Genomic DNA, 22,724 nt, shown 5'->3' with positions numbered 1-22,724 from the left:
CCAGCAACCGCGCTCCGGCATGCGGACCCCCCGACCCGTCAGCGGTGACGTGAGGCTTGGGACGCGAGACGATGGCCTGCACGTAGAAAGTGCCTTCCGCTTGAGACGACAGAACCCCTCGACAAGGTTCATCGTCCCAGCTCAGAAGGCACTTTCGTGTTACTGGGCACCAACCGGCCCCGCCCAACCGAAACGGCGAGGTCAGTACGTCAGGCCGTAGCCGACCGGGTACAGCACCTGCGCCGGATCGTCCGCCCGCTGCACCGGCACCGGCAGTCGGCCCTCCGGTTCGGCGCGGCCCGCGATCACCCGGGCCGCGGCGCGCAGTTCGACATCCGTCCAGGAGTACGCGGCCAGGCTCGCCGCGTGGGCGGGCAGCCGGGCGATGTCGTACGGGTTCCGGATCGCGATCGTGATCACCGGGACGCCGGTCGCCACGAGGGCGCTGACCAGGGTGCGCTGGGAGCTGGTCGCCGAGACGTTGTACGTCCCCACGATCACCGCGTCCTTGCCCTGCGCGGCCGCCACCGCCTCGGCGATCTTCGCCTGGGTGGGCGCGGTACCGGTGGACAGTGCGGTCGCCGCGTACCCCAGTTCGGTGAAGGCGCCGGCGAGGGTCGTGGTCGGCGGTCCGGTGGTGCCCGACGGGGAGGCGGGATCGGCGCCGACCACGAGGAGGTTCTTGTGGGAGCGGCGGGAGAGCGGCAGCACCGCACCGGTGTTGGCCAGCAGTGTGGTGGTGTGCTCCGCGATCCGGTCCGCGGCGGCGAGGTGCGACCGGGTGCCGACGGTACGGTCCACGCCCTCGTGGCTGACGAACGGGTCGTCGAACAGCCCCAGCTTCGCCTTCAGCCGAAGGATGCGCAGGATCGATTCCTCGATCCTGGCCTCGCTGATCTCGCCGCTCTTCACGGCCGCCAGAACGGCGTTCCAGGAGACGTCGAGGCTCGGCGGGTTCAGCAGCTGGTCCACACCCGCCTGCAGGGCGAGGACGGGCACGCGGTCGTCGCCGTACTTCGTGCGCACCCCCTCCATGCCGAGCGAGTCGGTGACCACGACACCGTCGTAACCGAGCTCCTCGCGCAGGATGCCGGTGAGGATCGGCCGGGACAGGGTCGCCGGGTCCTCGGCGGCGTCGAGCGCGGGGACGACGATGTGCGCGGTCATGATCGCGTCGATGCCCGCGGCGATCGCGGCGCGGAACGGCGGCGCGTCCAGCTCGTCCCACTGGTCGCGGGAGTGGTGGATGTAGGGCAGGCCGGAGTGGCTGTCGGTGTTGGTGTCGCCGTGGCCAGGGAAGTGCTTGGCCGTCGAGGCGATTCCGGCGCTCTGATAGCCCTTCACCTGCGCGGCGACCATCCCGGCCACGGCCTGCGGATCGGCGCCGAAGGACCGTACGCCGATCACCGGGTTGGCCGGGTTGACGTTGACGTCGGAGTCCGGGGCGTAGTTCTGGTTGATGCCGATCGCGGCGAGCTCGGCGCCCGCGATCTGCCCGGCCCGGCGCGCGTCGGAACGCGAACCGCCCGCACCGAGCGCCATCGCACCCGGCATCAGCGTGGCGGGCTCGCCGACGCGGCAGACGATGCCGTGCTCCTGGTCGGTGGAGATCAGGAGCGGCAGGGGCGTGGGACCTGAGAGACCGGCGCGCTGGATGCCGTTGGAGAGGTCGGCGATCTGGTGCGGGTCGCGGGTGTTGTGCGCCCAGGCGAAGTAGATGATGCCGCCGACGTGGTACTTGGCGATCATCTCGGCGGCGGAACGGACCCCGATCTCGGCCATGTTCGCGTTGATGTCGGCCTGGTCGGGTTCGGTGGCGGAGTGCCCGTACACCCGCATCACGAAGAGCTGGCCGACCTTCTCCTCCAGGCTCATCCGGGAGATGAGCTGCTTGAGGCGCTCGGTGGTGGAGGCGGAGGCTGCGGAGGCAGCGAATGCCCCGGGGGCGGAGACCGCGCCGGTCGCAACCGCTGCGGCGGTCACGGCGGTGGCGGTGAGGAGAGTGCGTCTGGAGGTGCGGTGGTGCACGTGAGCTCCTTCGGCCGTGCTCAGGGGAGAGAGGGGGGCGGTGAAAGTAACTTCCAAGGGGCACGAATATCTAGAAAGTAACTTCCAGTCAAGGGGGTGGTCCGATAATCGTCTCGGCGACGTGCGATCCGGCTCGGCTCGTTCGGCGATCGGGGCGGTTCATGGCCGAAGGCCGCGCCCCGGAAGCACCGCGCTTACGGCCTCCCCCGCGATAGGGAGTGGGCTCCCGACGCCCTGCGACTCCGCTTGCGGCGTTGTCGTCAGTCACCGACGCTCCGCGTCGACTCCCTCCTCCGCCTTGCAATCGAAGCCGCATGACGCCGCTCGCTGATCCACTCCCTACCGCGGGGGAGGCCGTTACGCCAACCCCGCCCCCACACCCCGCGCCTGAAGCGATTCCACCGCCACCGTGATCGCGGGCCGCCGGGCCGCCTCCGTGCGCCACAGCGCGTACAGCCGCCGCACCGGTACGGGGTCCAGCGGCACCGCCACCACCTCCGCCGGCAGCGGTCCCCGCCCCAGCCGCGGGATCATCGCGACCCCGAGACCGGCGGCGAGCAGTGCCAGTTGGGTGTGGCTCTCCTCCGCCTGGTGCCGGATGTCCGGCTCGTAGCCCGCCGCCCGCAGCGTCCGCACGAGCCAGTCGTGACAGACCGTCCCCGGCGGCTGGCAGATCCACCGCTCCTTCGCCAGCTCCTCGCGCCGTACCGCGTCCCGCCCGGCGAGGCGATGCCCCTGGGGCACCAGCAGATCGCACCGGTCGTCACCGATCACCGCCTGCGCGATGCCCTCGGGGGCGGGCAGCGGTGCGATGTCCCAGTCGTGCGCGACGGCGAGGTCGATCACGCCCTTGGCCACCAGATCGACCGACAGATGCGGGTCGACCTCGGACAGCCGCACGTCCAGGGCGGGGTGGTCCCGGTCCAGCTCGGCCAGCACGCCGGGCAGCAGACCGCGCGCCGCGGACGCGAAGGCGCCGATCGACAGCCGCCCCGTCGGCAGCCCCCGGCGCTCCTCCAGCGTCGTCTCGGCGCGCTCCACGATCGCCAGCAACTGCTGTGCGGTGGCGGCGAGATGGAGCGCCTCCTCGGTGAGGGCGACACCGCGCCCACGCCGCTCCAGCAGCGTCGTGCGGGTCTCCCGCTCCAGCTTCGTGATCTGCTGGGAGACCGCCGACGGGGTGTAGCCGAGCGCGGCGGCGGCGCCCGCGACGGAGCCGTGGACGGAGATGGCGTGCAGGGCACGCAACCGGGACAGATCGAGCACCGGAACCTCCCGGACTTTCCTGATTCATTAGCAACGCTCAATTTCACCATGAAGAGATCCGCGCTGGTGCTACATGGTCCCGGCGGGTGATCCTCGCTCCATGCGTCCCCTTCACATCGCCCTGGCCGCCCTGGTGGCTGCCGTCTGGGGTGTCAATTTCGTCGTCATCGAGGTCGGCCTCGGACACTTCCCTCCGCTGCTCTTCTCCGCCCTGCGCTTCCTGGTCGCGGCGCTGCCCGCGGTCTTCTTCGTCGGGCGGCCCAAGGTCGCGTGGAAGTGGATCGTGGGCGTCGGGCTGGTCCTGGGCGTGGCGAAGTTCGGCCTGCTGTTCATCGGCATGGACCGCGGAATGCCCGCCGGCCTCTCCTCCCTGGTGCTCCAGGTCCAGGCGGTCTTCACGGCCCTCTTCGCGGCCGTGGCGCTCGGCGAACGGCCAGGTGGAACAAGGGTGTTGGGGATGGGGATCGCGCTGGCCGGCATCGGGGTCGCGGCGGTGGACGAGGGCGCGAGCGGCCCCGTGCTCGCGTTCGTGCTGGTGATCGTGGCGGCGGCCTGCTGGGGCGTGTCGAACGTCCTGACCCGCAAGGCCGCCCCGCCCGACTCCCTCAACTTCATGGTGTGGGTCTCGACCGTGCCCGTCCTGCCGCTGCTCGGTCTTTCCCTCCTCTTCGAGGGCTGGGACCGCGACGCCGACGCGCTGGCCGCACTGGACTGGAGCGGCGTCGGCATCATCGTCTACGTCGCCTGGATCACCACGGTCTTCGGCTTCGGGGCGTGGGGTTTCCTGCTGCGCCACCACCCGGCTTCGTCCGTGGCCCCGTTCACCCTGCTCGTCCCGGTCTTCGGGATGTCCTCGGCCGCGCTGTTCCTCGGCGAGTCGGTGAGCCCGCTGCGGTGGTGCGCGGCGGCGCTGCTGGTGGGCGGGGTGGCGCTCACCTCACTGGCGGGGGCGCGGCGGACGCGTACGGCGGGTGGGCCCGACGACGTTCCGGCACCGGAGGAGGAGCCGGAGTCGAATCCGGCTCCCTCTCCGGCCTGATTCGAACGAGAGACCCTGGCGGAACGCGGGGCCCGGCTCGCACGTGCCGGGCCCCGCGTTCCGCCTCACGTCACGTACGGGACTCCCAGGAAGCCCTGCTCCCCGGGAGTCCGCCACCGCCGACTCCTGCTACCCCTTCGGTGCGCCCAGCCGCAGCAGATGCTCCCGTCCCGCGGTCAGCAGCCCGGGCAGTTCGGCCGCGTCCGGGTGCCAGCGCTTCTCGTACTCCCAGCAGACCCAGCTGTCCGCGTCCAGCGTGTCCAGGCAGGCACCCAGCGGCAGTACCCCGGCCCCGAGCGCCAACGGTTCGGAGTCCTGCGCCGATGCGATGTCCTTGACCTGGACGTATCCCAGGTGCGGGGCGAGCACCGCATGGCTCGCGGCCGGCTCCTCGCCCGCCAGCCAGGTGTGCATGATGTCCCACAGCGCACCGACCTGCCGGTGCCCGACCGTCCCGGCGATCCGGGCCACATCGGCACCGGCCCGGTGCGAGTCATGAGTTTCCAGCAGGATCCGTACGCCCAGGTCGGCGGCGTACGGGGCGGCGGCGCCCAGCCGGCGTGCGGCGTTCGCATCGGCCACCTCCGGGTCCAGTCCACCGCCACCGGGGAAGACCCGGACGTGGGAGGCGCCGAGATCCCGCGCCAGCTCCACCAGCCCGGCGAGCTCGTCCAGCACCGGCTGGTCGTCCCCCTCGGCGGCGACCCGGACGTACCCGGCGACGGTCAGGATCTCGACGCCGCCCTTCTTGAACTTCTCGGCCACGTCGGCACGTTCGGCCGAGGAGAGCCCCGGGTGCACCGGCTCATCGGGGTGGGCTCGCAGCTCCACCCCCTGGTAGCCGTGGGCGACGGCGAGCCGGATGACGTCGGCGATCGGCATCCCCGGTACTCCGAGGGTCGAGAAAGCGAGCTTCACGAGCGTGTTCCTTCCGTCGGTACCTGCCCCTGCGCCGTACGGACCGGACAGCGGCCCGCACATCATCGGCCCATGGTCCGCGGTACGGGTACCGGACCGGGGAGCGGAACCAGGCCGCGTCACTTCCGCGGCGGCGCCGTCGACCCCCGCACCATGAGCTCCGCCGCGATCGTCGCGATGCCTCCGGGCGGCGGCGTCTCCTTGCCCATCGCCAGCCGGCCGGCCCGCGCCCCCGCCTCGAACAGCGGCAGCCGTACGGTCGTCAGGGCCGGGACCGCGTCCACCGAGAACGGCAGGTCGTCGAAGCCGGCCACGGAGATGTCCTCGGGGATACGCAGTCCTCGGTCCCGGATCGCCGCGCTCGCGCCCAGGGCCACGGTGTCGTTGGCGGCGATGATCGCCGTCACCTCCGGTTCGCGGCGCAGGAGTTCGAGCGTCGCGTCGTAACCGGACCGGCGGTCGTACGGGCCGTGCACGGTGAGGCGATTCTCGTCCCGGGCGTTCGCGAGACGCCCTTCCGCGGTCGTGTCGTCCCCGTACAGGCCCGCCGCCGCCATCGCGTCGCGGTGCCCTTCCAGCCGGTGGCGCGTCGTCGTCCGCTCCACCGGGCCCGCGACATAGCCGATCCGCCGGTGGCCGAGCGAGAGCAGATGCTCGGTGAGGCGTCGGCCGCCGCCCCGGTTGTCGAAGGCGAGCGCCGCCACGACCGCTTCGCCCTCGGGCAGCGGGGGCCGCCCGCACAGCACCACCCTGGTCCCTGCGTCCGCGAGTTTCGCCAGCTTCGCCGCCATCGCCGCCTGGTGCGCCGGGTCCTCCACCGCGCCGCCGGTGAGAATGACGGCCGCGGCGCGCTGGCGCTGGAGCAGGGTGAGGTAGGTGAGTTCGCGTGCGGGGGAACCGCCGGTGTTGCACACGACGGCGAGCTTCTCGCCCCCGGCTCGCCCGGAGCCGTCGCCCGGCCCGCCGATCTCGGTCTGCGCCGCCCCGGCCATGATCCCGAAGAACGGGTCGGCGATGTCGTTGACCAGGATGCCGACCAGGTCGGACGTGGCCGCGGCGAGCGAGCTGGCCGGCCCGTTGAGTACGTAGTCCAGGTCGTCCACCGCGCGCAGCACCCGCTCCCGAGTGGACGCCGCCACCGGGTAGTTGCCGTTGAGTACGCGCGACACGGTGGCGGGCGACACCCGGGCGCGAGCCGCCACGTCCGCGAGGGTGACTGTCATCGCTTCCTCCGAGGGTTTTGGACCGAGCCCTCTTGTCCGGGCCGCTGTCGGCAGGCTAGCGTCATACCGCATAGAAAGCGCTTGCTACGGCTGTATGGAGGGAACTTCGTGACACGCAGGACAGTGCGCATCGCCATGAACGGCGTCACGGGTCGCATGGGATACCGGCAGCACCTGGTGCGCTCGATCCTCGCGATCCGCGAGCAGGGCGGCCTCGACCTCGGTAACGGCGAGGTGCTGTGGCCCGAACCCGTCCTCGTCGGCCGCCGCGCCCACGCGCTGGAGGAACTCGCCGACCGGCACGGTCTGACCGAGTGGTCGACCGACCTCGACGCGGTCCTCGCGGACGAGCGCAACGACATCTACTTCGACGCCCAGGTCACCTCGGCCCGCGTCGAAGCGATCAAGAAGGCGATCGCCGCGGGCAAGCACATCTACACCGAGAAGCCCACCGCCACGGACGTCGAGGGCGCCCTGGAGCTGGCCCGCCTCGCCAAGGACGCCGGGATCAAGCACGGCGTCGTCCAGGACAAGATCTTCCTGCCGGGCCTGCTGAAGCTGAAGCGCCTCATCGACGGCGGCTTCTTCGGCGAGATCCTCTCCGTGCGCGGCGAGTTCGGCTACTGGGTCTTCGAAGGCGACTGGCAGGAGACCCAGCGCCCCTCCTGGAACTACCGTGCCGAGGACGGCGGCGGCATCGTCGTCGACATGTTCCCGCACTGGGAGTATGTGCTCCACGAGCTGTTCGGCCAGATCAAGACCGTTCAGGCGCATGTGCAGACGCACATCCCGCAGCGCTGGGACGAGCAGGGCAAGCCCTACGCCGCCACCGCCGACGACGCCGCCTACGGCATCTTCCAGCTGACCGGTGGCGCCGTCGCCCAGATCAACTCCTCCTGGACCGTGCGCGTCAACCGCGACGAACTCGTCGAGTTCCAGGTCGACGGAACGCACGGCTCCGCCGTTGCCGGGCTGCGCAACTGCCGCACCCAGCACCGCTCGGCCACCCCCAAGCCGGTCTGGAACCCCGACCTCCCGGTCACCGAGTCGTTCCGCGACCAGTGGCAGGAAGTCCCCGACAACGCCGTCTTCGACAACGGCTTCAAGGCCCAGTGGGAGCTCTTCCTGCGTCACATCGTGCTCGACGAGCCGTACACCTGGGACCTGATGGCCGGCGCCCGCGGTGTCCAGCTCGCCGAGCTCGGGCTCAGGTCCTCCGCCGAGGGCCGGCGCCTGGACGTACCGGAGCTGACGCCGTGACGATCCATCTCCCGCAGGGCCCGTACGAACCCCGAACCACACCCCTCGACCTCGCGCCGGCCGGGGCGCCGCTCGCCTCCCGTACGGTCTTCTCCGCCGCCCATGTCGTCGCCGACCCGTACGCCGACATCAGCCCCGACGACCCCGCGGCCGTCGACTGGGACGCGACCCTCGCCTTCCGCCGCCACCTGTGGTCGCACGGTCTCGGCGTCGCCGAAGCCATGGACACCGCCCAGCGCGGCATGGGCCTGGACTGGGCCGGCGCCGCCGAGCTCATCCGCCGCTCCGCCGCCGAGGCGAAGGCGGTCGGCGGCCGGATCGCGTGCGGCGTCGGCACCGACCAGCTCCCCGCAGGGCCCGCCACGCCCGCCGAGGTGAAGGCCGCGTACGAGGAGCAGCTCGCCCTCGTCGAGGAGAGCGGTGCCCAGGCCATCCTGATGGCGTCCCGCGCCCTCGCCGCCGCGGCGAACGGCCCCGAGGACTACCTGGAGACGTACGCACACCTGCTGCGCCAGGCCTCGGAGCCGGTCGTCCTGCACTGGCTCGGCCCGATGTTCGACCCCGCGCTGGAGGGCTACTGGGGCTCACCGGACCTCGACACCGCCACGGACACCTTCCTGAAGGTCATCGCCGAACACCCCGACAAGGTCGACGGCATCAAGATCTCGCTCCTCGACGCCGAGCGCGAGATCGACGTACGCCGCCGCCTTCCCGGCGGGGTCCGCTGCTACACCGGCGACGACTTCAACTACCCCGAGCTGATCGCGGGCGACGACCGGGGCTTCAGCCACGCCCTGCTCGGCATCTTCGACCCGCTCGGCCCGTTGGCCGCCCACGCGGTACGCGTCCTGGACACCGGGGACGTGAAGGGCTTCCGCGAACTCCTCGACCCCACGGTCGAGCTGTCCCGGCACCTCTTCCAGGCGCCCACCCGCTTCTACAAGACGGGCGTGGTCCTCCTCGCCTGGCTGGCCGGCCACCAGGACCACTTCACGATGGTCGGCGGCCTCCAGTCCGCCCGCTCACTGCCCCACCTGGCGAAGGCGTACGAACTCGCCGACCGGCTGGGCCTGTTCCCCGACCCGGAGCTGGCCGAATCCCGGATGCGCGCCCTGTTCACGGTCCACGGAGGTGTCCGGTGACGGACCTGTCGCGCCTGAGCATCAACCAGGAGACCATCAAGCAGTGGTCGCTGCCCGAGCTCATCGAGGGCTGTGTCAAGGCGGGCATCGACAAGGTCGGCCTGTGGCGTGGCCCTGTCCAGGAGTACGGAGTCGAGCGCACCGCGCAGCTCCTGAAGGACGCGGGCCTGACCGTCACCAGCCTCTGCCGGGGCGGCTTCTTCACCGCGCTCGACCCGGCCGAACGGGCCTGCGCCCTGGACGACAACCGCGCCGCGATCGACGAGGCGGCGGCCCTGTCCACCGACACCCTGGTCCTGGTCTCCGGCGGTCTCCCGCCCGGCAGCCGCGACCTCCGCGGCGCCCGCGAACGCATCGCGGAAGCGCTTGCCGAGCTGGGCCCGTACGCGCGGGAACGCGGCGTACGCCTCGCGATCGAACCGCTGCACCCCATGTTCGCCTCGGACCGCTGCGTCGTCTCCACCCTGTCCCAGGCCCTGGACATCGCGGAGCGCTTCCCGGCGGAGCAGGTGGGCGTGGTCGTCGACACCTACCACATCTGGTGGGACGACCAGGCGGCCGCACAGATCGCGAGGGCGGGGGAGGGCGGCCGTATCCACTCGTTCCAGTTGGCGGACTGGATCACCCCGCTCCCGGCGGGCGTGCTCGTCGGACGGGGCCAACTCGGCGAGGGGAGCGTCGACTTCCGCGCATTCCGCGAGATGGTCGAGGGCACCGGCTTCGACGGACCGATCGAGGTGGAGATCTTCAACGAGGACCTGTGGGCGCGCGACGGCGCCGAAGTCCTCGCGGAGGTCGCGGCGCGGTACGTCGAGCACGCCTGCTGAGAGCGGGCGCCGGATGCCCGGGCAAAGAGATCGCAATGGCTTACAACCCTTTGCCGCCCTGCCGGGTCGTATCGTGCGTCGGGAGCTTCCGGGAGGGATCCGGGGGATCGGGAAGCCCTGACGGGGGAAAGCGAGGGGGGTCCGGTCTTCTGACCGGACCCCATTTCGTCTCCCAGGACACAGCTGCGGGGCTGCGGCCCCCACGGACCGGCCGGGCGGAGTCCCGGCCCGGTATTCGTCCCTGTGGCCTTGACCCTTCCGCCCGCGTGGGCGACGGAGCGAGGGTGCCCCTCGGTATTGCCGCCATCCGCGCCCAGGTCACGAGGGATGCTGGGCGGGACCGAACCGGCCCCCCTGTAGCGGTCTCAGCGGGTCACCACCGGTCGCCGACACGCACCTTGTTCCACCGGCTCCTGGATATGCACAGCTCGTGCGCGTCGTCGTCCAGCTCGATCTGCCAGCACGCCGGATGCCGGTGCGAGACACGGTGGGTACCGGTCTGCACCGTGCGGCACGACTTCTTGGTCTTGCCGTTGCTCCGGGATGTGGTGCACTTCCTCTTCGTGACCGGCTCGGTCGTCCACGTGATGCGGGCCGGCTTGTATTCCTTCTCGGTTATGGTGCCGTGCACATCGCTGCTGCCACAGGAGGCCAGCAGCAGTACGGTCACGGGCACCGCGACCAGGGCGGCGATCCGGCGGAAAGGCATGGGCAGGTCCTCTGCGACAAGGGGGAAATGCCGGGCCGGGTCGGGAAGATGGCGACGGCGCTGGTCAGCGCAGAATCATAGGGACGGCCGCCTGCACGTCGCCAGTAGGGCTTGGTCATCGGTACGAGTGTTGGTATGTCGCGGTGGCAGATGGGGCGGGCGCCGGCCCAGGTGCGGAGCTTGCGAGCGAGCCTTCACCACCGAACTCGTCGTGAGCGAGCCCCGCGCGATTCGGTCATTGCTTGCGACCATCTACGGCCCTCCGGGCAATGCGGCTCCTGATCAACTTGAAAAACCGACTCGAAGGTATTTACTATCGGGGGCATGGGAAGGCCAGTGGACCAACTGACACCGAAGGGCGCGGCGACGCGCCGGGACATTCTGCGCGCCGCCGCCCGTGTCTTCGACGCCAAGGGGTACGCCCTGGCCCGGATGGACGACGTGGTGAGCGAGACCGGCCTCACCAAGGGCGCCGTGTACTTCCACTTCAAGAGCAAGGCCGCCCTGGCCCACGCGGTCGTCGACGATCAGAAGCAGGGGATGCTTGCGCATGTGCGCGGGCGGCTCGAGGGGCTCGGAGGGCCGGCCGCACAGGTACGCGGACTCGTCCCCGTCCTCGTGGACCTCGTCATCGCCGAACCCGCGGGATGGTCCGTCGTACGGCTCGACCGCGAGCTCACCACCGAGTCGCCGCAGGACCATGGCGAGGCGTCCGTTCTCGCGGAGTGGGTCGGCCTGGTCGAAGAACTCCTCCTCGCAGGCGCCCACGCAGGCGACCTGCATCTTTCGGCCGACGCCCACACGCTGGCGACCGTATTCGTGGGCGCGTTCGACGGCTTGAAGGGCGTCCTCGAGGCCACGGGACGCGCCACCCCCGAAGAGCTGCACCGTGCGGCGGCCGTTCTCACCGAAGTCATTGAGGCGACCATCGAAGCTCACTGAACGCCGGGCGGGCCGGACGCCACGCACGTCGGCCACCTCGGCCTCCTCATCACGAAGAAAAAAACCTTTGAGTCGGTATGGAGACAGACATGAACTATTCGGACACCCTCACTTCCCAGCTGGCCGTCGTCACCGGCGCTTCTTCAGGGATCGGCGCCGAGTTTGCCCAGCAACTGGCCGCCCACGGTGTGGACCTGGTCCTCGTCGCCCGTTCGAAAGGCAAGCTGGAGGAGCTCGCCTCGACCCTGCGGACCAAGCACGGCGTGACCGTCACGCCGATTGCCCTCGACCTCTCCCGGCCCGATTCCTCCGAGACCCTCGCGCGCACGCTCGACAAGCAGGGCGTCGCCGTGGACATCCTCGTCAACAACGCCGGCTTCGCTTCCCACGGCGACCTCGCCGAGGCCGACCCCGACCACATGGCCTCCCAGGTGCAGTTGAACGTCGGTACGCTCGTCGGCAACACCACCCGGCTCCTGCCCGGCATGGTCGAGCGCGGGCGCGGCACCATCATCAACGTCGCCAGCACGGCCGGATTCCAGGCGGTGCCACACATGGCGGTGTACTCCGCCACGAAAGCATTCGTCCTGTCCTTCACGCGTTCCCTCTGGGGTGAGACCCGCGGCACCGGTGTGACCGTCCTCGGGATCTGCCCGGGCGCCACCGACACCCCGTTCTTCGACGTGGCCGGTGACAACGCGTCGGTCGGCGCCCGGCGCACACCGCAGCAGGTCGTCGCCACAGCGCTCGCGGCGCTCGGCGGACGCAAGGCGACCGTCGTCGACGGCGCCGGCAATGCCCTGGTGTCACGCGTCGTCAGCCGCCTGGCACCGGAGCGCCCCCTGATCCGCATCGCCGAACGGAGCGTACGCCCGAGCGCGTGAGCCACCGACGCCTACGCGTCGTCGACAGGGCAAACATTGCCTGACACGGCACAAGTGATCGCCGCGCCTTACGCGGCCTCGTCGTCGACGACTCCGCACGGCAGCCGCATTCGACACTTCCGGGCCATCAGTGCGAAGAAATCTCTACGTACAGGGTCTTCGCGGCTCGTCTCCTCCATCCGTGGGCCGGTACGGAGCGCCTGACGCAGTACACGCCGTTCCCCCGTACAGATCTTGAGGTGTCAACGCCCGAGATCTGAGGTGCCGGGAGAACGGCGTGCGGTTCACTGTGAGGAAGGGGTGTTCGAGGCCGGCGGCCGTCGAGATAGGCGTTGCCGCCGGCTGATCAGTAGGCCGAGTTGACGTTGTCGATCGAGCCGTAGCGGTGGGCCGCGTAATTGCAGGCGGCGGTGATGTTGGCGACCGGGTCGTAGATGTTCCACGAGGTGCCGGGGACGTGGTACGCCTTGAAGGTCGGTTCTATGACCTGGAGCAGACCCTTGGACGGGATGCCCTTGGCGGCATTCGAGTCCCAGTTGTTGATGGCGTTGGGGTTGCCGGAGGACTCGCGCATCAGGTTTTTGTAGATGCCGTTGTAGGAGCCCGGGATGCCCTGCGCCCGCATGATCTCCAGTGACTGGTTGATCCATGTGCTGACGCTGCCGCCGGACTGGGCGGGGGTGGCGGCCGAGGCGGCCGGAGCACTGACGAGAGAACCGGCAACGACTGCGGCGCCGGCGGCGGCCATGCCCAGCGAGATCTTCTTGGTCTGGGTCATGTGAGCGAACTTCTTGGACATCGCGGAGATCTGCATCGGAAATTACCTCTTCCGTGGGGATGCCAAGAATTCTTAAACGGGGTTCAAGTTCCGGTCAATAACCCTCATTACTATCGGGTTACGTACAGGGAAGCGGCAATAGTGTCCGAAATGGCCGCAAACGGGCCATGAAACGGCCTCTTTGCCCTACTAAGTCGTATCATAGTGACGCGCGCCATATCGCCCACGTCACACGACAAAAGTATTAAATCACCCAAAGCGGACATGGATATATATTGCCTGCACCAAACGAAAAGCCTCCTGTTCGACCCGTGTGATGAATAAATAGCACGGCGTCATGAGAGTGCGGTCGACCCATTCGAAAAGCGGCGTGGGGGAGTCCGCGGAAGCAGTCTCAACGGAGGTGGCGGGTGAAGGTCTCGTCATGAGTCCGGTTGTCGTCGACCCGGCGCTGGACGATGCCGCGCGGACCCTCGCGGGCAGATGAGTGCACCATTTTGATATTCGACGACCTCGCCGGTGAAGGGCTCTCCTTCGTAGTGGAGAGCCTCGCCGTCGTCCATGTCCGCTTCGGGGTCGTCAATGTCGATTCGCTGAAGTGTCATCAGGGAGTCCAGTTCTCCGGCCAAAGGGTCCTTACCCGGAAGACATGACAGCGGCCCCGTCAGGTCCGTGACCGTAACGGGGCCGCTGCGCTGCCGTGAACGCCTCAGGCTGAGAGCTCGCCTTGCTTGACCGCGGCGACGAAGGCCGACCAGCCGCCCGTGGAGAAGACGAGCGCGGGGCCGTTGGCGGCCTTGCTGTCCCGGACTGGGATGTTGGCGTAGCCGCGGGCGACCTCAAGGCACTCGCCCTGACCGCCGCCGCTGTGGCTGGACTTGAACCACCCCGTGAGCGTGGACGAGTCGGAGACGATGTGCTTACTGCTGGCCATGTTCGTGCTCCTCTGCTGCCGCCCGCACAAGGGCCACTGATTCCTGGTGTGACATCGCATCGCTCAAGGCGAGATCGTAGGCCGTCTGACTGGCTCTCACCAGGGCCGGATCATCCATCAAGTGCCCTGTCAGCAAGCCCTCGACGTATGAGACCGGCGCCGAGTCCTCGAAGCTCAGAAGTGATACCAGGCTCTCCAGGAGTGCGTGGGCGCCCACTCCGAACGGCAGCACATGGAGCCGCAGTCGCCCGGCATCGGCCATGTCCGCGATCTTGCGCAGCTGTTCCGCCATCACCTGCGGTCCGCCGACCTGGCGCCTGATCACGGCCTCGTCCAGCAGGGTCCACAGGACTGGGTTCAACGGGGAGTCGAGGATGCGGGCGCGCTCGGTGCGGATGGCGACCTCCCGGTCAAGGTCCTCCTGCCGATGATTCGGTCGGTACGCGCGGAACAGCGCACGCGCGTAACCGTCCGTCTGGAGCAGGCCGGGCACCAGGGAGAGCGCGAACTGCTGGATCAGTGTTGCCTGCCGCTCCAACTCCGCCATCACGGCGAAGTGATCGGCATACTTCGTCTCCAGGTCCTCCAGCCATCGGGCGAAGAAGCCATCCGTCTGAAGTGCGCGGTCGACCCGCTGCGCGTCATCCGGGTTCGGCAGCCGCCGCCCCGCCTCGTAATGACTGATCAGCGTCGGCGAGCACACCACCTGATCGCCCAGGGCCTCCTGGGTCAGCCCCGCCGCCGTCCGTCGCAGCCTCAGCTCCTCCCCGTATTTCTCCCTCGGTGTACGCGGCTTGCGGTTCATCGCCATGCGGCCCCAACTCCCCTTTCTGACTGGCGGGCTGTCAAGCCCGAACCCCTGGAGCGTAGCCACGCCCGGCCTCACTCTGTGATGAGTTCGCTACAGAACGCATCCGTTCGTGGGTAATCAGAGGGAGAGCACGCCGACATGAAGGATCTCGTCCGCCGGTTCACCGAGTCGCTGGTGCGGCTGTTGCGCCCGGTCCCCGTCACCGTCCATCCGTACTCCTGCGTATACGTGGCCGGCCCCACCGCCCGCCGTACCGGTGAGCGTCCGCCGCGTGGGGAGGACAGCCCGCTGGTCCGTCCGTATCTCGTAGCGCACGAGCGGCAGATGACCGAGGCGCGGCGTCGGCGGCGCACGCTGTGGCTCGCCGTGCACGGTGCGGACGTCGGGCCCCGGCCCCTCCGTGGAGCCGAGGCCGCCGCGTGAACGGGGAGCCGTGCGAACACCACACGTTCAGGTTGCTGCCCTGGACGGGGTCGGAGGGCAAGCCGTGTTACCTCCTGGGGGACGGCGCCGGCTATGTGTCACGGATGGCGGACGGCGTCGAGAGCGTCCAACTCGGCATGGCGGGCGACCTGCTCGGCCACGCCGCCGACCTGCTGGCGGACCGACGGGTCACAGGTGTGGAGCTCCACTTCCTCGCCAGCCGGCTGAGCGAGTCGCTGCAGGAGGTCAAGCGGGTCGCGGAGAGCCGAGGGGCGCGACTGAACGCGAGTGGGCACGTTCCGGACAACGAGCAGGTCGGGACACCGAGAACCGGACATCAACAACCCGTGAGTCGGTAAGCCGCTTGGCGAGCTCCCGGACTGTCGCCAAACCTGTTCACGCAGCTCAGAGAACATGTGACAGTACGGGGGCTTACGGATGGCCATTCCCAGGCCGCGCACGAGTCAGTTCGAGGCGTTCACCACGAACATCGCCTACGATTCGGTTTGATCATGTGATGCCGTGGAGTTGGAGGACGGTGGCGGGGTCGGTGTGGGCACGTCTGGCGCTGGCGGTGTTGACCCGGCCCAGAGCCCGGAGGGTGCCCCGGACGATATCGCCGAGGCTGGCCATGACGGCGGGGGCGTTGCGGGTGCGGATGGTGCGGGCGTCCTCGCCGAAGACGACGTCCCTGATCCGGTGGACGCAGTTCTCGATCTTCCAGTGATCGCGGGCCCAGGAGGCGATTTTGCTGGCGCTTGCCTGATCGGCGGGCAGATCGGTGAGCGCATAGACGATCTCCTTGGTCGACTTCTTCCCGGCGAGGGAGCGGCGCCGTCGGCGGATGCGGACGACCTGGCGGGCGTGGGGGAACAGCAGTCCGTTCACGCTGGCAACCTGGACTTCGCGGATCTCCTCACGGCCGTGGCCGTGCTCGCTGGTTCGGTGCAGGACCGGGATCTGCTTCCAGGGAAGAGACTTGAGCTGCCGGGCGAGGTTCTTCTGGTTGCCCTTCACGCTGAGCAGGTAGTGGGCGCCGCGCTCCTCCACGAGGTAGCGGGCGTGCTCGCGCTGGGCGTGCAGGGCGTCGAGAGTGACCAGGGCCGCCTCCAGTTCCTCGTCGGAGATCTGTTCCATCAAGGGCTGGAACTCCGGGATTTCATTGGTCTTGGCGCCTACCTCGCGGGCCGCGATGGTCAGCGCGTCCTGGTGGCGCACCGCGGAGAAGACGTAGACCTGCGTGCCGTCAGGGCGCGTGGCACCGCGCAGACACTTGCCGTCCGCTGCGAAGACCCGGCGCCGCGCGGGGGTAGTGGTTCACGTTCGGTGGCGCGGTGAGTGCGGCGCTGTTCGCGTTCGGGCAGCCCCTCGGGAGTCTGCGCGTTCACTGCCGCTTCCTTCTCGACTACGGCAGCCAATCGCTGGTAGCCGGCCCGGGTCAACTCGCCCGGATCGACCTTGCCGTAGGCGTCACGCAAGGTCTTCTCGTCGGGGCACCGCATCCGCCCGGTGATCGGATCGAAGGGACAGCCGAGGTCGGCCAGGGCCTGCTCATCGCAGCGACGCGCCCACTCACCGATCGCCACAAGAGAGTTGTGGCCAACGGTGGTCATAGCGCAGACCCCGATCGCCAGCAGCGTCGCCAGCCGGTAACGCACCCCGCGCGGATCACGCGGGTCGGGGACCTGTGCCAGAGCCTGCGGCAGTCCGTCGGGGACGATCGCTCCCGCCTCAGTCTGCGCACGTGGCAGGCAGGGCGCTACGGCGATCTCAAGCAACGACGGCCCATCGCCGAGCCCGACGTCACGGACGCGATCAACTGGATCGACCGCATCGCCTTGGCCGTGGCGCACGCGCTCGACGCTTGAGCCCGGCGCGGACCGGGCGCGGCCGGCGCCACCACCCCGTCAGGGACCGGAGGTGGGCGGTCCCTCACCGGACCCGCGAGTCAGACAGCTACGGCCGAGACCTCGGCTTCGGGCAGTGTGGCGGCGTACGCCTTGATGTCGTCGGTGTCGGAGGTGAGCACGCTGCCTCCTCCGTGGACGGCCGCGATGAGGACGGCCAGGGCATCCACCGGGTCGGGTCGTTTCTTGGGGGGCAGTGCGGCCGCGCCGATCATGTCGCCGATAGTTTTCCAGCCTTCGACGGCCATTCCCCCCGCACAGGGGAGGCAGCGGGGCGCCAGGTCCGCGGGGCAGCGGGTCCTGGCCGCTGAATATACGACGACGTCGGCGAGAAGGCGTTTCCAGGCGTAGGCGGTTTTCGGGCTCGTTCGCCAGGCCTGCGAGAGGGCCGGACCAGGGACGATCGGCTGGTGTCCGCCGGCCGCGATGAAGCCCTTGTGCAGGATGTGTGCCCGACGGTCCTGGCTCACCAGTGCCATCAGCATTCCTGTGTCGTAGACGACGACATTCACGCGGCGGCCTCATCGTGCGAGGGGCGGCCGAGGATCGCGTCGACCTCCGCCCGTTCCTCTCTGGTCAGTTCGATCTCGTCGCCTGCCCAGGTGCCGGTGCCCGCCTGTTCCTCGGCCTCCGCGCGGGCCTCCTCGAACGACTTGAAGATCTTCTTGACGCGGTCCTGCTGGTCCATCTGCGCTTGTGCGGCGATCGTGAGAAACGTGGAGACGTCGAGTCCGGCGTCTGCGGCGTGTTCTCTGATCCGGTCCCGAACCTCGGCCGGCATGCTGATCGAAAAGCGCTCGGTTGCCATGCCATTACGGTAACACCGAGTGTTACGGGGTGTCGTGGGTCCGGCGAGGGATGTCGTACCTGCCGGGTACCGTCGGTCCATGTCCAACATGGCCGTCCTCGAAGGTGTGCTGGAGCGGATCCCACATTGCCAAACAAATGTGACCTGAGTCACGACGGAGTGGGATCCTCCCTCGGGAAGGCGCTGGGAGACGGCACTCCTGCTGCTGTACACGCGGACTGCGGTTGGTTCTCTACGGCCAGTTCCCTGACGGTGACCGCAGGCTCTGACTTGCCGTCCAGTGCGACCTCGAAGGCGAAGCACCCCGTCACAAATGTCTCGCTGGTGAGGAAGACCCCCGGCCCGATGCCCAGCAGTTCTGCCGTCACCGTGAGATCAGGGCCCTGCCGCTCGATGCCGACCAGGCCCTGAGCCGGCTTTCCCCGTGGGAAAACCCGAGCGATCTCGCTGTCGTCCAGCACACCGTCGGCTGCTGCCCCGACGAGCCTCTCCTGCCGATCCTCAGCAGCACTCCGCATATCAGCGCGGGCCTTTCCCTCGGCGCGGTCATCCGCCGTGGCCGCCCAGACCCACAGCCCGATGGAGCACACAAGAAGCAGCACGAGCACGGCCAGACAACCGTTGAACAGACACCCCCAGGCCGTTCCACTGCGCACCCCGTCGCGTTTTCCCATGGCCTGAGCATGCCGGTGCCGAGACGTGCCAGGGGGTCACGAGTCCAAGCCGTTACTCACTCCACCCCTGCCCGCAACCACTCGCCCGAACCGGATGGCCACCCCTCCCTGCGACGTCATCGGCTGCACCTTCGTACACGCTGACGTCAGGGACCTCACGAACAGCCCGGCCAGCGCCACACACCGGATATCCACCTCGCGCGTGGATGAGCTCTTGGCCGGCAGACATGGGCGGACCCTGCTCACGGAGCGAAGCCTCGCGGAAGATCAAGCCCGCTCTGTCGGTGGCGGGCGACAGCCTCCCAGAGACAGCGGATACCGGATGAGCAGGTGGGGCGGTGCCCAGTGGGGGAGCTGACGCCAAGCGGGGCAGCCGCGAAGGTGTTTGTGAAGTGACTGGTGTCCTGGAGCGGATCACTTACGCCGACGAGGAGAACGGGTACACCGTCGCCCACGTCGACACCGGGAACGGCAGCGGTGATCTCCTCGCGGTGGTCGGCGCGCTGCTCGGTGCCGAGGTGGGCGAGTTCCTGCTGATGGAGGCTTGCTGGGGGCTGTCGCGGACAGGGACGGTGGCGTAGCCACGGGCGACTTCGAGGCATTCGCCGTCAGCGGAAGAGGTCGAGGAACCCGTTCACCCAGATCCCGACGAACAGGATCGCCAGGAGCGCGCAGCCCATGGCCGCCAAGGACTGGCGGAACGAACCCGCCTCCGGCGCGTCACCCCGTACCTCAGTGAGCGTGTCCCAGGTGACCGGGTGGCCGAGGGCCTTGGAGGCGGCGGTACGCACGGCCGCCAACTGCTGCTCGACAAAGGGGGAGTCGGCCGCCGATTCCTGGCCTTGCCAGGCGAGGGCGCGCATCCGCCGTACGGGGTCGCTGTACCTCTCCTCGAACGCGGCGACCTCGTCAGGAAGCCTGTCCTCTTCGAGGTAGGTCCACCGGCCGGCCTCGGCCGGGTCGCCGTACAGCCGGTAGATGTCGGCCAGGCGTCGGCGCAGACCGGGGTAGTGCGGGTAGGACGAGACCAGTCCGCGCAGCCGTTGGCGCGCCATGGGTACGCGTCCTGCGGCGAGGTCGGCGTCCACGCGCTCCAGTGTCTCCTTCAGTGCCATGCGCACATCATCGGGCCTGCCCGGCGGCGTGTGTGAATGAATTATTTCAAGGTGCGTTGTCAGATCCTCGTGGCAGGCTCTTGCTCCGTGAGCACTTCCGAACGCGCCATTCCGCCCCTGGACGCCGACGAGCGGACCTCGCTGACGAGTTGGCTGGACTTCTACCGCACCACCCTGGCCCAGAAGTGCGAGGGCCTTGATGACGAGCGGTTGCGTGAGGCATCAGTGGAGCCCGCACCGAACAGTCTGCTCGGCCTTGTCCAGCACATGGCGGAGGTCGAGCGGAACTGGTTCCGTCGGGTCCTGGCCGAGGAGGACGCGCCGCCGATCTTCGCCCCCGACGCCGACCCGTCGGCGAGGACGGCGGGGTTCGACCTCGCCGAGGGTGCCGACTACGACACGGCGCTGTCGATATGGCAGTCCGAGGTGGAGCGGGCCAGGGCGAACTGCGTCGCCCGGTCGCTCGACGACACCAGCCCGTTCATGGGTGGGCAGGTCACCCTGCGTTGGATCTGCACGCACATGATCGGTGAGTACGCCCGCCACTGCGGGCACGACGACCTCATCCGCGAGCGCTTCGACGGCGGACGGGGGTCTGAGAGTCGGCGATCGGTTGAACGGTCGTGCGGAGGGACCGGGTCCGGGTTGTCAGTGTGAGCCGGTAGCGTCGGTACATGTCCAACATGGCCGTCCTCGAAGGTGTGCTTGAGCGCATCACGTACGCGAACGAGGAGAACGGGTACACGGTCGCCCGCGTCGACACGGGGCGGGGTGCGGGTGATCTGCTGACCGTCGTCGGTTCGCTGCTGGGGGCGCAGGTCGGCGAGTCGCTGCGGATGGAGGGGCGCTGGGGTTCGCACTCCCAGTACGGCAAGCAGTTCACGGTGGAGAACTACACGACCGTGCTGCCCGCCACCATCCAGGGCATCCGCCGCTATCTCGGCTCCGGACTGATCAAGGGCATCGGCCCGGTGATGGCCGACCGGATCACCACCCACTTCGGCGTCGACACGCTCGACATCATCGAGCAGCAGCCGAAGCGGCTCGTCGAGGTCCCCGGGCTCGGGCCGAAGCGGACGAAGATGATCGCCGCCGCCTGGGAGGAGCAGAAGGCGATCAAGGAGGTGATGGTCTTCCTCCAGGGTGTGGGCGTCTCCACCTCCATCGCCGTCCGTATCTACAAGAAGTACGAGGACGCGTCGATCTCCGTCGTCAAGAACCAGCCCTACCGGCTGGCCGCAGACGTCTGGGGCATCGGTTTCCTGACCGCCGACAAGATCGCGCAGGCGGTCGGCATCCCGCACGACAGTCCGGAGCGGGTCAAGGCGGGGCTGCAGTACGCGCTGTCGCAATCCACCGACCAGGGGCACTGCTTCCTCCCGGAGGAGCGGCTGATCGCCGATGCGGTCAAGCTGCTGCAGGTCGATACGGGGCTGGTCATCGAGTGCCTCGCCGAACTGGCCGAGGATCCGGAGGGCGTCGTACGGGAGAAGGTGCCGTCGCCCGAGGGAGGTGAGCCGATCACCGCCATCTACCTCGTACCGTTCCACCGCGCCGAGGTCGCTCTCGCCGCGCAGGTGCAGCGGCTGCTGCGGACACCCGAGGACCGGCTGCCGGTCTTCCAGGACGTGGACTGGGACAAGGCGTTGACGTGGCTCGCCGGTCGTACCGGGGCGACGCTCGCCCCCGAGCAGGAGGCGGCCGTACGGCTCGCGCTCAGCCGGAAGGTCGCCGTGCTGACCGGCGGACCCGGCTGCGGCAAGTCGTTCACGGTCCGCTCCATCGTCGAGCTGGCCCGCGCCAGGCGCGCAAAGGTCGTTCTGGCCGCACCCACCGGGCGGGCCGCCAAACGGCTGTCCGAGCTGACCGGCGCCGAGGCGTCCACCGTGCACCGGCTGCTGGAGCTGAAGCCGGGCGGGGACGCGGCGTACGACCGGGACCGTCCGCTGGACGCCGATCTCGTCGTCGTCGACGAGGCGTCGATGCTCGATCTGCTGCTCGCCAACAAGCTCCTGAAGGCAGTGGCACCCGGTGCCCATCTGCTGCTTGTCGGGGATGTCGACCAGCTGCCCTCGGTCGGCGCGGGGGAGGTGCTGCGCGATCTGCTCGCCGAGGGCGGACCCGTTCCCGCGGTCCGGCTGACGACGATCTTCCGTCAGGCCCAGCAGTCCGGTGTCGTCACCAACGCCCACCGGATCAACTCCGGGACACCGCCGCTCACCCAGGGCCTGAGCGACTTCTTCCTCTTCGTCGAGGACGAGACGGAGGAGGCGGGCGTCCTCGCGGTGGACGTCGCCGCCCGTCGCATTCCGGCCAAATTCGGCCTCGATCCGAGGCGTGACGTGCAGGTCCTCGCCCCCATGCACCGCGGTCCGGCCGGCGCGGGCACGCTCAACGGACTCCTTCAGCAGGCCATCACCCCGGCCCGTCCCGATCTGCCCGAGAAGCGGATGGGCGGCCGGGTCTTCCGGGTCGGTGACAAGGTCACCCAGATCCGAAACAACTACGACAAGGGGGAGAACGGCGTCTTCAACGGCACGGTCGGTGTTGTCACTGCCCTTGACCTGGACGAACAGAAGTTGACGGTCCTCACCGACGAGGACGAGGAGATCCCGTACGACTTCGACGAGCTGGACGAGCTGGCCCACGCGTACGCCATGACGATCCACCGTTCCCAGGGCAGCGAGTACCCGGCCGTCGTCATCCCCGTCACCAAGAGCGCCTGGATGATGCTCCAGCGGAACCTGCTGTACACGGCCGTGACGAGGGCCAAGAAGCTCGTCGTGCTGGTCGGCTCCCGGCAGGCGATCGGCCAGGCGGTCCGCACGGTTTCCGCAGGCAGACGCTGTACGGCGCTGGATTACCGGCTACGCGGAGGGTCGGGCGGAGGATCAGCGGAAAAAATGATCGATCAAATCGGTGGCAAACATCACGGAGCCCTTCCGGAACCGGAGTCAAGGGGGCAGGATGAGTAAGTTGGCGGCACTGAGTGCCGCCAGTAGGTCCAATGGACGACCCCGAGTGCACTCTCCTGAG

General features: G+C 69.0%; 24 protein-coding genes and 1 pseudogene. 11 read left to right on the top strand and 14 right to left on the bottom strand.

Going from position 1 to position 22,724, the window contains the following annotated elements; genetic code table 11:
• Positions 1-201: 201 nt before the first annotated feature.
• Both AB0I23_RS05460 and AB0I23_RS05455 read right to left on the bottom strand, forming a co-directional pair.
• Positions 202-2,028, bottom strand: a complete 1,827-nt coding sequence (locus AB0I23_RS05460) for a glycoside hydrolase family 3 protein (protein ID WP_359107072.1) — start codon at positions 2,026-2,028, stop codon at positions 202-204.
• Positions 2,029-2,385: 357 nt separating this feature from the next.
• On the bottom strand, positions 2,386-3,294 hold the full coding sequence (locus tag AB0I23_RS05455) for a LysR family transcriptional regulator (protein WP_359107070.1): 909 nt from the start codon (positions 3,292-3,294) through the stop codon (positions 2,386-2,388).
• A gap of 100 nt (positions 3,295-3,394) precedes the next feature.
• On the opposite strand from AB0I23_RS05455, the gene AB0I23_RS05450 reads away from it, so the two are divergent.
• Complete coding sequence (locus AB0I23_RS05450; RefSeq protein ID WP_359107068.1) at positions 3,395-4,333, top strand: EamA family transporter; 939 nt, start codon at positions 3,395-3,397, stop codon at positions 4,331-4,333.
• 129 nt (positions 4,334-4,462) lie between these two features.
• Here the strand turns inward: AB0I23_RS05450 and AB0I23_RS05445 are convergent, their stop codons facing one another.
• A complete protein-coding gene (locus AB0I23_RS05445) occupies positions 4,463-5,251 on the bottom strand; it encodes a sugar phosphate isomerase/epimerase family protein (RefSeq protein ID WP_359107066.1) in 789 nt (262 codons plus the stop codon).
• 119 nt (positions 5,252-5,370) lie between these two features.
• Entirely contained in the window at positions 5,371-6,474 is a 1,104-nt protein-coding gene (locus AB0I23_RS05440) for a LacI family DNA-binding transcriptional regulator (protein ID WP_359107064.1), read from the bottom strand.
• A 108-nt stretch (positions 6,475-6,582) separates the two neighbouring features.
• Here AB0I23_RS05440 and AB0I23_RS05435 point away from each other — a divergent pair, with 108 nt between their 5' ends.
• The 3 genes from AB0I23_RS05435 to AB0I23_RS05425 are packed head-to-tail and all read left to right on the top strand — an operon-like array spanning position 6,583 to position 9,703.
• Positions 6,583-7,734: a Gfo/Idh/MocA family protein gene (locus AB0I23_RS05435; RefSeq protein WP_359107062.1), complete on the top strand. Its 1,152-nt coding sequence runs from the start codon at positions 6,583-6,585 to the stop codon at positions 7,732-7,734.
• Positions 7,731-8,876 (top strand): dihydrodipicolinate synthase family protein, encoded by a 1,146-nt coding sequence (locus tag AB0I23_RS05430; RefSeq protein ID WP_359107060.1) that lies wholly within the window; start codon positions 7,731-7,733, stop codon positions 8,874-8,876. Before AB0I23_RS05435 ends, AB0I23_RS05430 begins: the two co-directional genes overlap by 4 nt.
• Complete coding sequence (locus tag AB0I23_RS05425) at positions 8,873-9,703, top strand: sugar phosphate isomerase/epimerase family protein (protein ID WP_359107059.1); 831 nt, start codon at positions 8,873-8,875, stop codon at positions 9,701-9,703. Before AB0I23_RS05430 ends, AB0I23_RS05425 begins: the two co-directional genes overlap by 4 nt.
• Before the next feature lie 373 nt (positions 9,704-10,076).
• Here the strand turns inward: AB0I23_RS05425 and AB0I23_RS05420 are convergent, their stop codons facing one another.
• On the bottom strand, positions 10,077-10,412 hold the full coding sequence (locus AB0I23_RS05420) for a hypothetical protein (protein WP_359107057.1): 336 nt from the start codon (positions 10,410-10,412) through the stop codon (positions 10,077-10,079).
• A gap of 324 nt (positions 10,413-10,736) precedes the next feature.
• On the opposite strand from AB0I23_RS05420, the gene AB0I23_RS05415 reads away from it, so the two are divergent.
• Positions 10,737-11,354 carry a TetR/AcrR family transcriptional regulator gene (locus tag AB0I23_RS05415; protein WP_359107055.1) on the top strand — a complete coding sequence of 206 codons (618 nt, stop codon included), beginning with the start codon at positions 10,737-10,739 and terminating at the stop codon, positions 11,352-11,354.
• A gap of 89 nt (positions 11,355-11,443) precedes the next feature.
• Positions 11,444-12,238, top strand: coding sequence for an SDR family NAD(P)-dependent oxidoreductase (locus tag AB0I23_RS05410; RefSeq protein ID WP_359107053.1), 795 nt, complete (start codon positions 11,444-11,446; stop codon positions 12,236-12,238).
• Between the two features lie 346 nt (positions 12,239-12,584).
• On the opposite strand, the gene AB0I23_RS05405 is transcribed toward AB0I23_RS05410, so the two are convergent.
• The 3 genes from AB0I23_RS05405 to AB0I23_RS05395 all read right to left on the bottom strand — a co-directional run bounded on the left by AB0I23_RS05405 (position 12,585) and on the right by AB0I23_RS05395 (position 14,761).
• Positions 12,585-13,052 (bottom strand): transglycosylase SLT domain-containing protein, encoded by a 468-nt coding sequence (locus AB0I23_RS05405; RefSeq protein WP_359107051.1) that lies wholly within the window; start codon positions 13,050-13,052, stop codon positions 12,585-12,587.
• A gap of 673 nt (positions 13,053-13,725) precedes the next feature.
• Positions 13,726-13,950, bottom strand: a complete 225-nt coding sequence (locus tag AB0I23_RS05400; RefSeq protein ID WP_359107049.1) for a DUF397 domain-containing protein — start codon at positions 13,948-13,950, stop codon at positions 13,726-13,728.
• Positions 13,937-14,761 (bottom strand): helix-turn-helix domain-containing protein, encoded by an 825-nt coding sequence (locus AB0I23_RS05395; protein ID WP_359107047.1) that lies wholly within the window; start codon positions 14,759-14,761, stop codon positions 13,937-13,939. The genes AB0I23_RS05400 and AB0I23_RS05395 overlap by 14 nt, the downstream gene beginning before the upstream one ends.
• Positions 14,762-14,899: 138 nt before the next feature.
• On the opposite strand from AB0I23_RS05395, the gene AB0I23_RS05390 reads away from it, so the two are divergent.
• Positions 14,900-15,184 (top strand): hypothetical protein, encoded by a 285-nt coding sequence (locus AB0I23_RS05390; RefSeq protein ID WP_359107045.1) that lies wholly within the window; start codon positions 14,900-14,902, stop codon positions 15,182-15,184.
• A complete protein-coding gene (locus AB0I23_RS05385; protein WP_359107043.1) occupies positions 15,181-15,543 on the top strand; it encodes a hypothetical protein in 363 nt (120 codons plus the stop codon). The genes AB0I23_RS05390 and AB0I23_RS05385 overlap by 4 nt, the downstream gene beginning before the upstream one ends.
• A 151-nt stretch (positions 15,544-15,694) precedes the next feature.
• Here the strand turns inward: AB0I23_RS05385 and AB0I23_RS05380 are convergent, their stop codons facing one another.
• The 5 genes from AB0I23_RS05380 to AB0I23_RS05360 all read right to left on the bottom strand — a co-directional run bounded on the left by AB0I23_RS05380 (position 15,695) and on the right by AB0I23_RS05360 (position 18,573).
• Positions 15,695-16,453 carry an ISAs1 family transposase gene (locus tag AB0I23_RS05380; RefSeq protein WP_359107478.1) on the bottom strand — a complete coding sequence of 253 codons (759 nt, stop codon included), beginning with the start codon at positions 16,451-16,453 and terminating at the stop codon, positions 15,695-15,697.
• Positions 16,381-16,842 (bottom strand): hypothetical protein, encoded by a 462-nt coding sequence (locus AB0I23_RS05375; RefSeq protein ID WP_359107477.1) that lies wholly within the window; start codon positions 16,840-16,842, stop codon positions 16,381-16,383. Before AB0I23_RS05375 ends, AB0I23_RS05380 begins: the two co-directional genes overlap by 73 nt.
• Positions 16,843-17,132: 290 nt before the next feature.
• A complete protein-coding gene (locus AB0I23_RS05370; RefSeq protein ID WP_359107041.1) occupies positions 17,133-17,603 on the bottom strand; it encodes a hypothetical protein in 471 nt (156 codons plus the stop codon).
• A complete protein-coding gene (locus tag AB0I23_RS05365; RefSeq protein ID WP_359107039.1) occupies positions 17,600-17,899 on the bottom strand; it encodes a hypothetical protein in 300 nt (99 codons plus the stop codon). The genes AB0I23_RS05370 and AB0I23_RS05365 overlap by 4 nt, the downstream gene beginning before the upstream one ends.
• A 149-nt stretch (positions 17,900-18,048) precedes the next feature.
• Entirely contained in the window at positions 18,049-18,573 is a 525-nt protein-coding gene (locus tag AB0I23_RS05360) for a hypothetical protein (RefSeq protein WP_359107037.1), read from the bottom strand.
• Between the two features lie 392 nt (positions 18,574-18,965).
• On the opposite strand from AB0I23_RS05360, the pseudogene AB0I23_RS05355 reads away from it, so the two are divergent.
• Positions 18,966-19,127: pseudogene (locus AB0I23_RS05355) on the top strand (YrrC family ATP-dependent DNA helicase); the annotation flags it as partial.
• A 54-nt stretch (positions 19,128-19,181) separates the two neighbouring features.
• Here the strand turns inward: AB0I23_RS05355 and AB0I23_RS05350 are convergent.
• Positions 19,182-19,688, bottom strand: a complete 507-nt coding sequence (locus AB0I23_RS05350; protein WP_359107035.1) for a DUF6584 family protein — start codon at positions 19,686-19,688, stop codon at positions 19,182-19,184.
• A gap of 87 nt (positions 19,689-19,775) precedes the next feature.
• Between AB0I23_RS05350 and AB0I23_RS05345 the strand changes: the two genes are divergently transcribed.
• Positions 19,776-20,345: a DinB family protein gene (locus AB0I23_RS05345; protein ID WP_359107033.1), complete on the top strand. Its 570-nt coding sequence runs from the start codon at positions 19,776-19,778 to the stop codon at positions 20,343-20,345.
• Positions 20,346-20,362: 17 nt separating this feature from the next.
• Positions 20,363-22,663 carry an SF1B family DNA helicase RecD2 gene (gene recD2, locus AB0I23_RS05340; RefSeq protein WP_359107031.1) on the top strand — a complete coding sequence of 767 codons (2,301 nt, stop codon included), beginning with the start codon at positions 20,363-20,365 and terminating at the stop codon, positions 22,661-22,663.
• The last annotated feature ends 61 nt before the right edge of the window (positions 22,664-22,724 follow it).

The organism is Streptomyces atratus, from assembly GCF_040655115.1.
GTDB classification, from domain to species: Bacteria; Actinomycetota; Actinomycetes; order Streptomycetales; family Streptomycetaceae; genus Streptomyces; species Streptomyces atratus_D.
The sequence above is the reverse complement of the archived record's forward strand: the minus strand, read 5'-3'. Positions and strand labels throughout refer to the sequence as shown.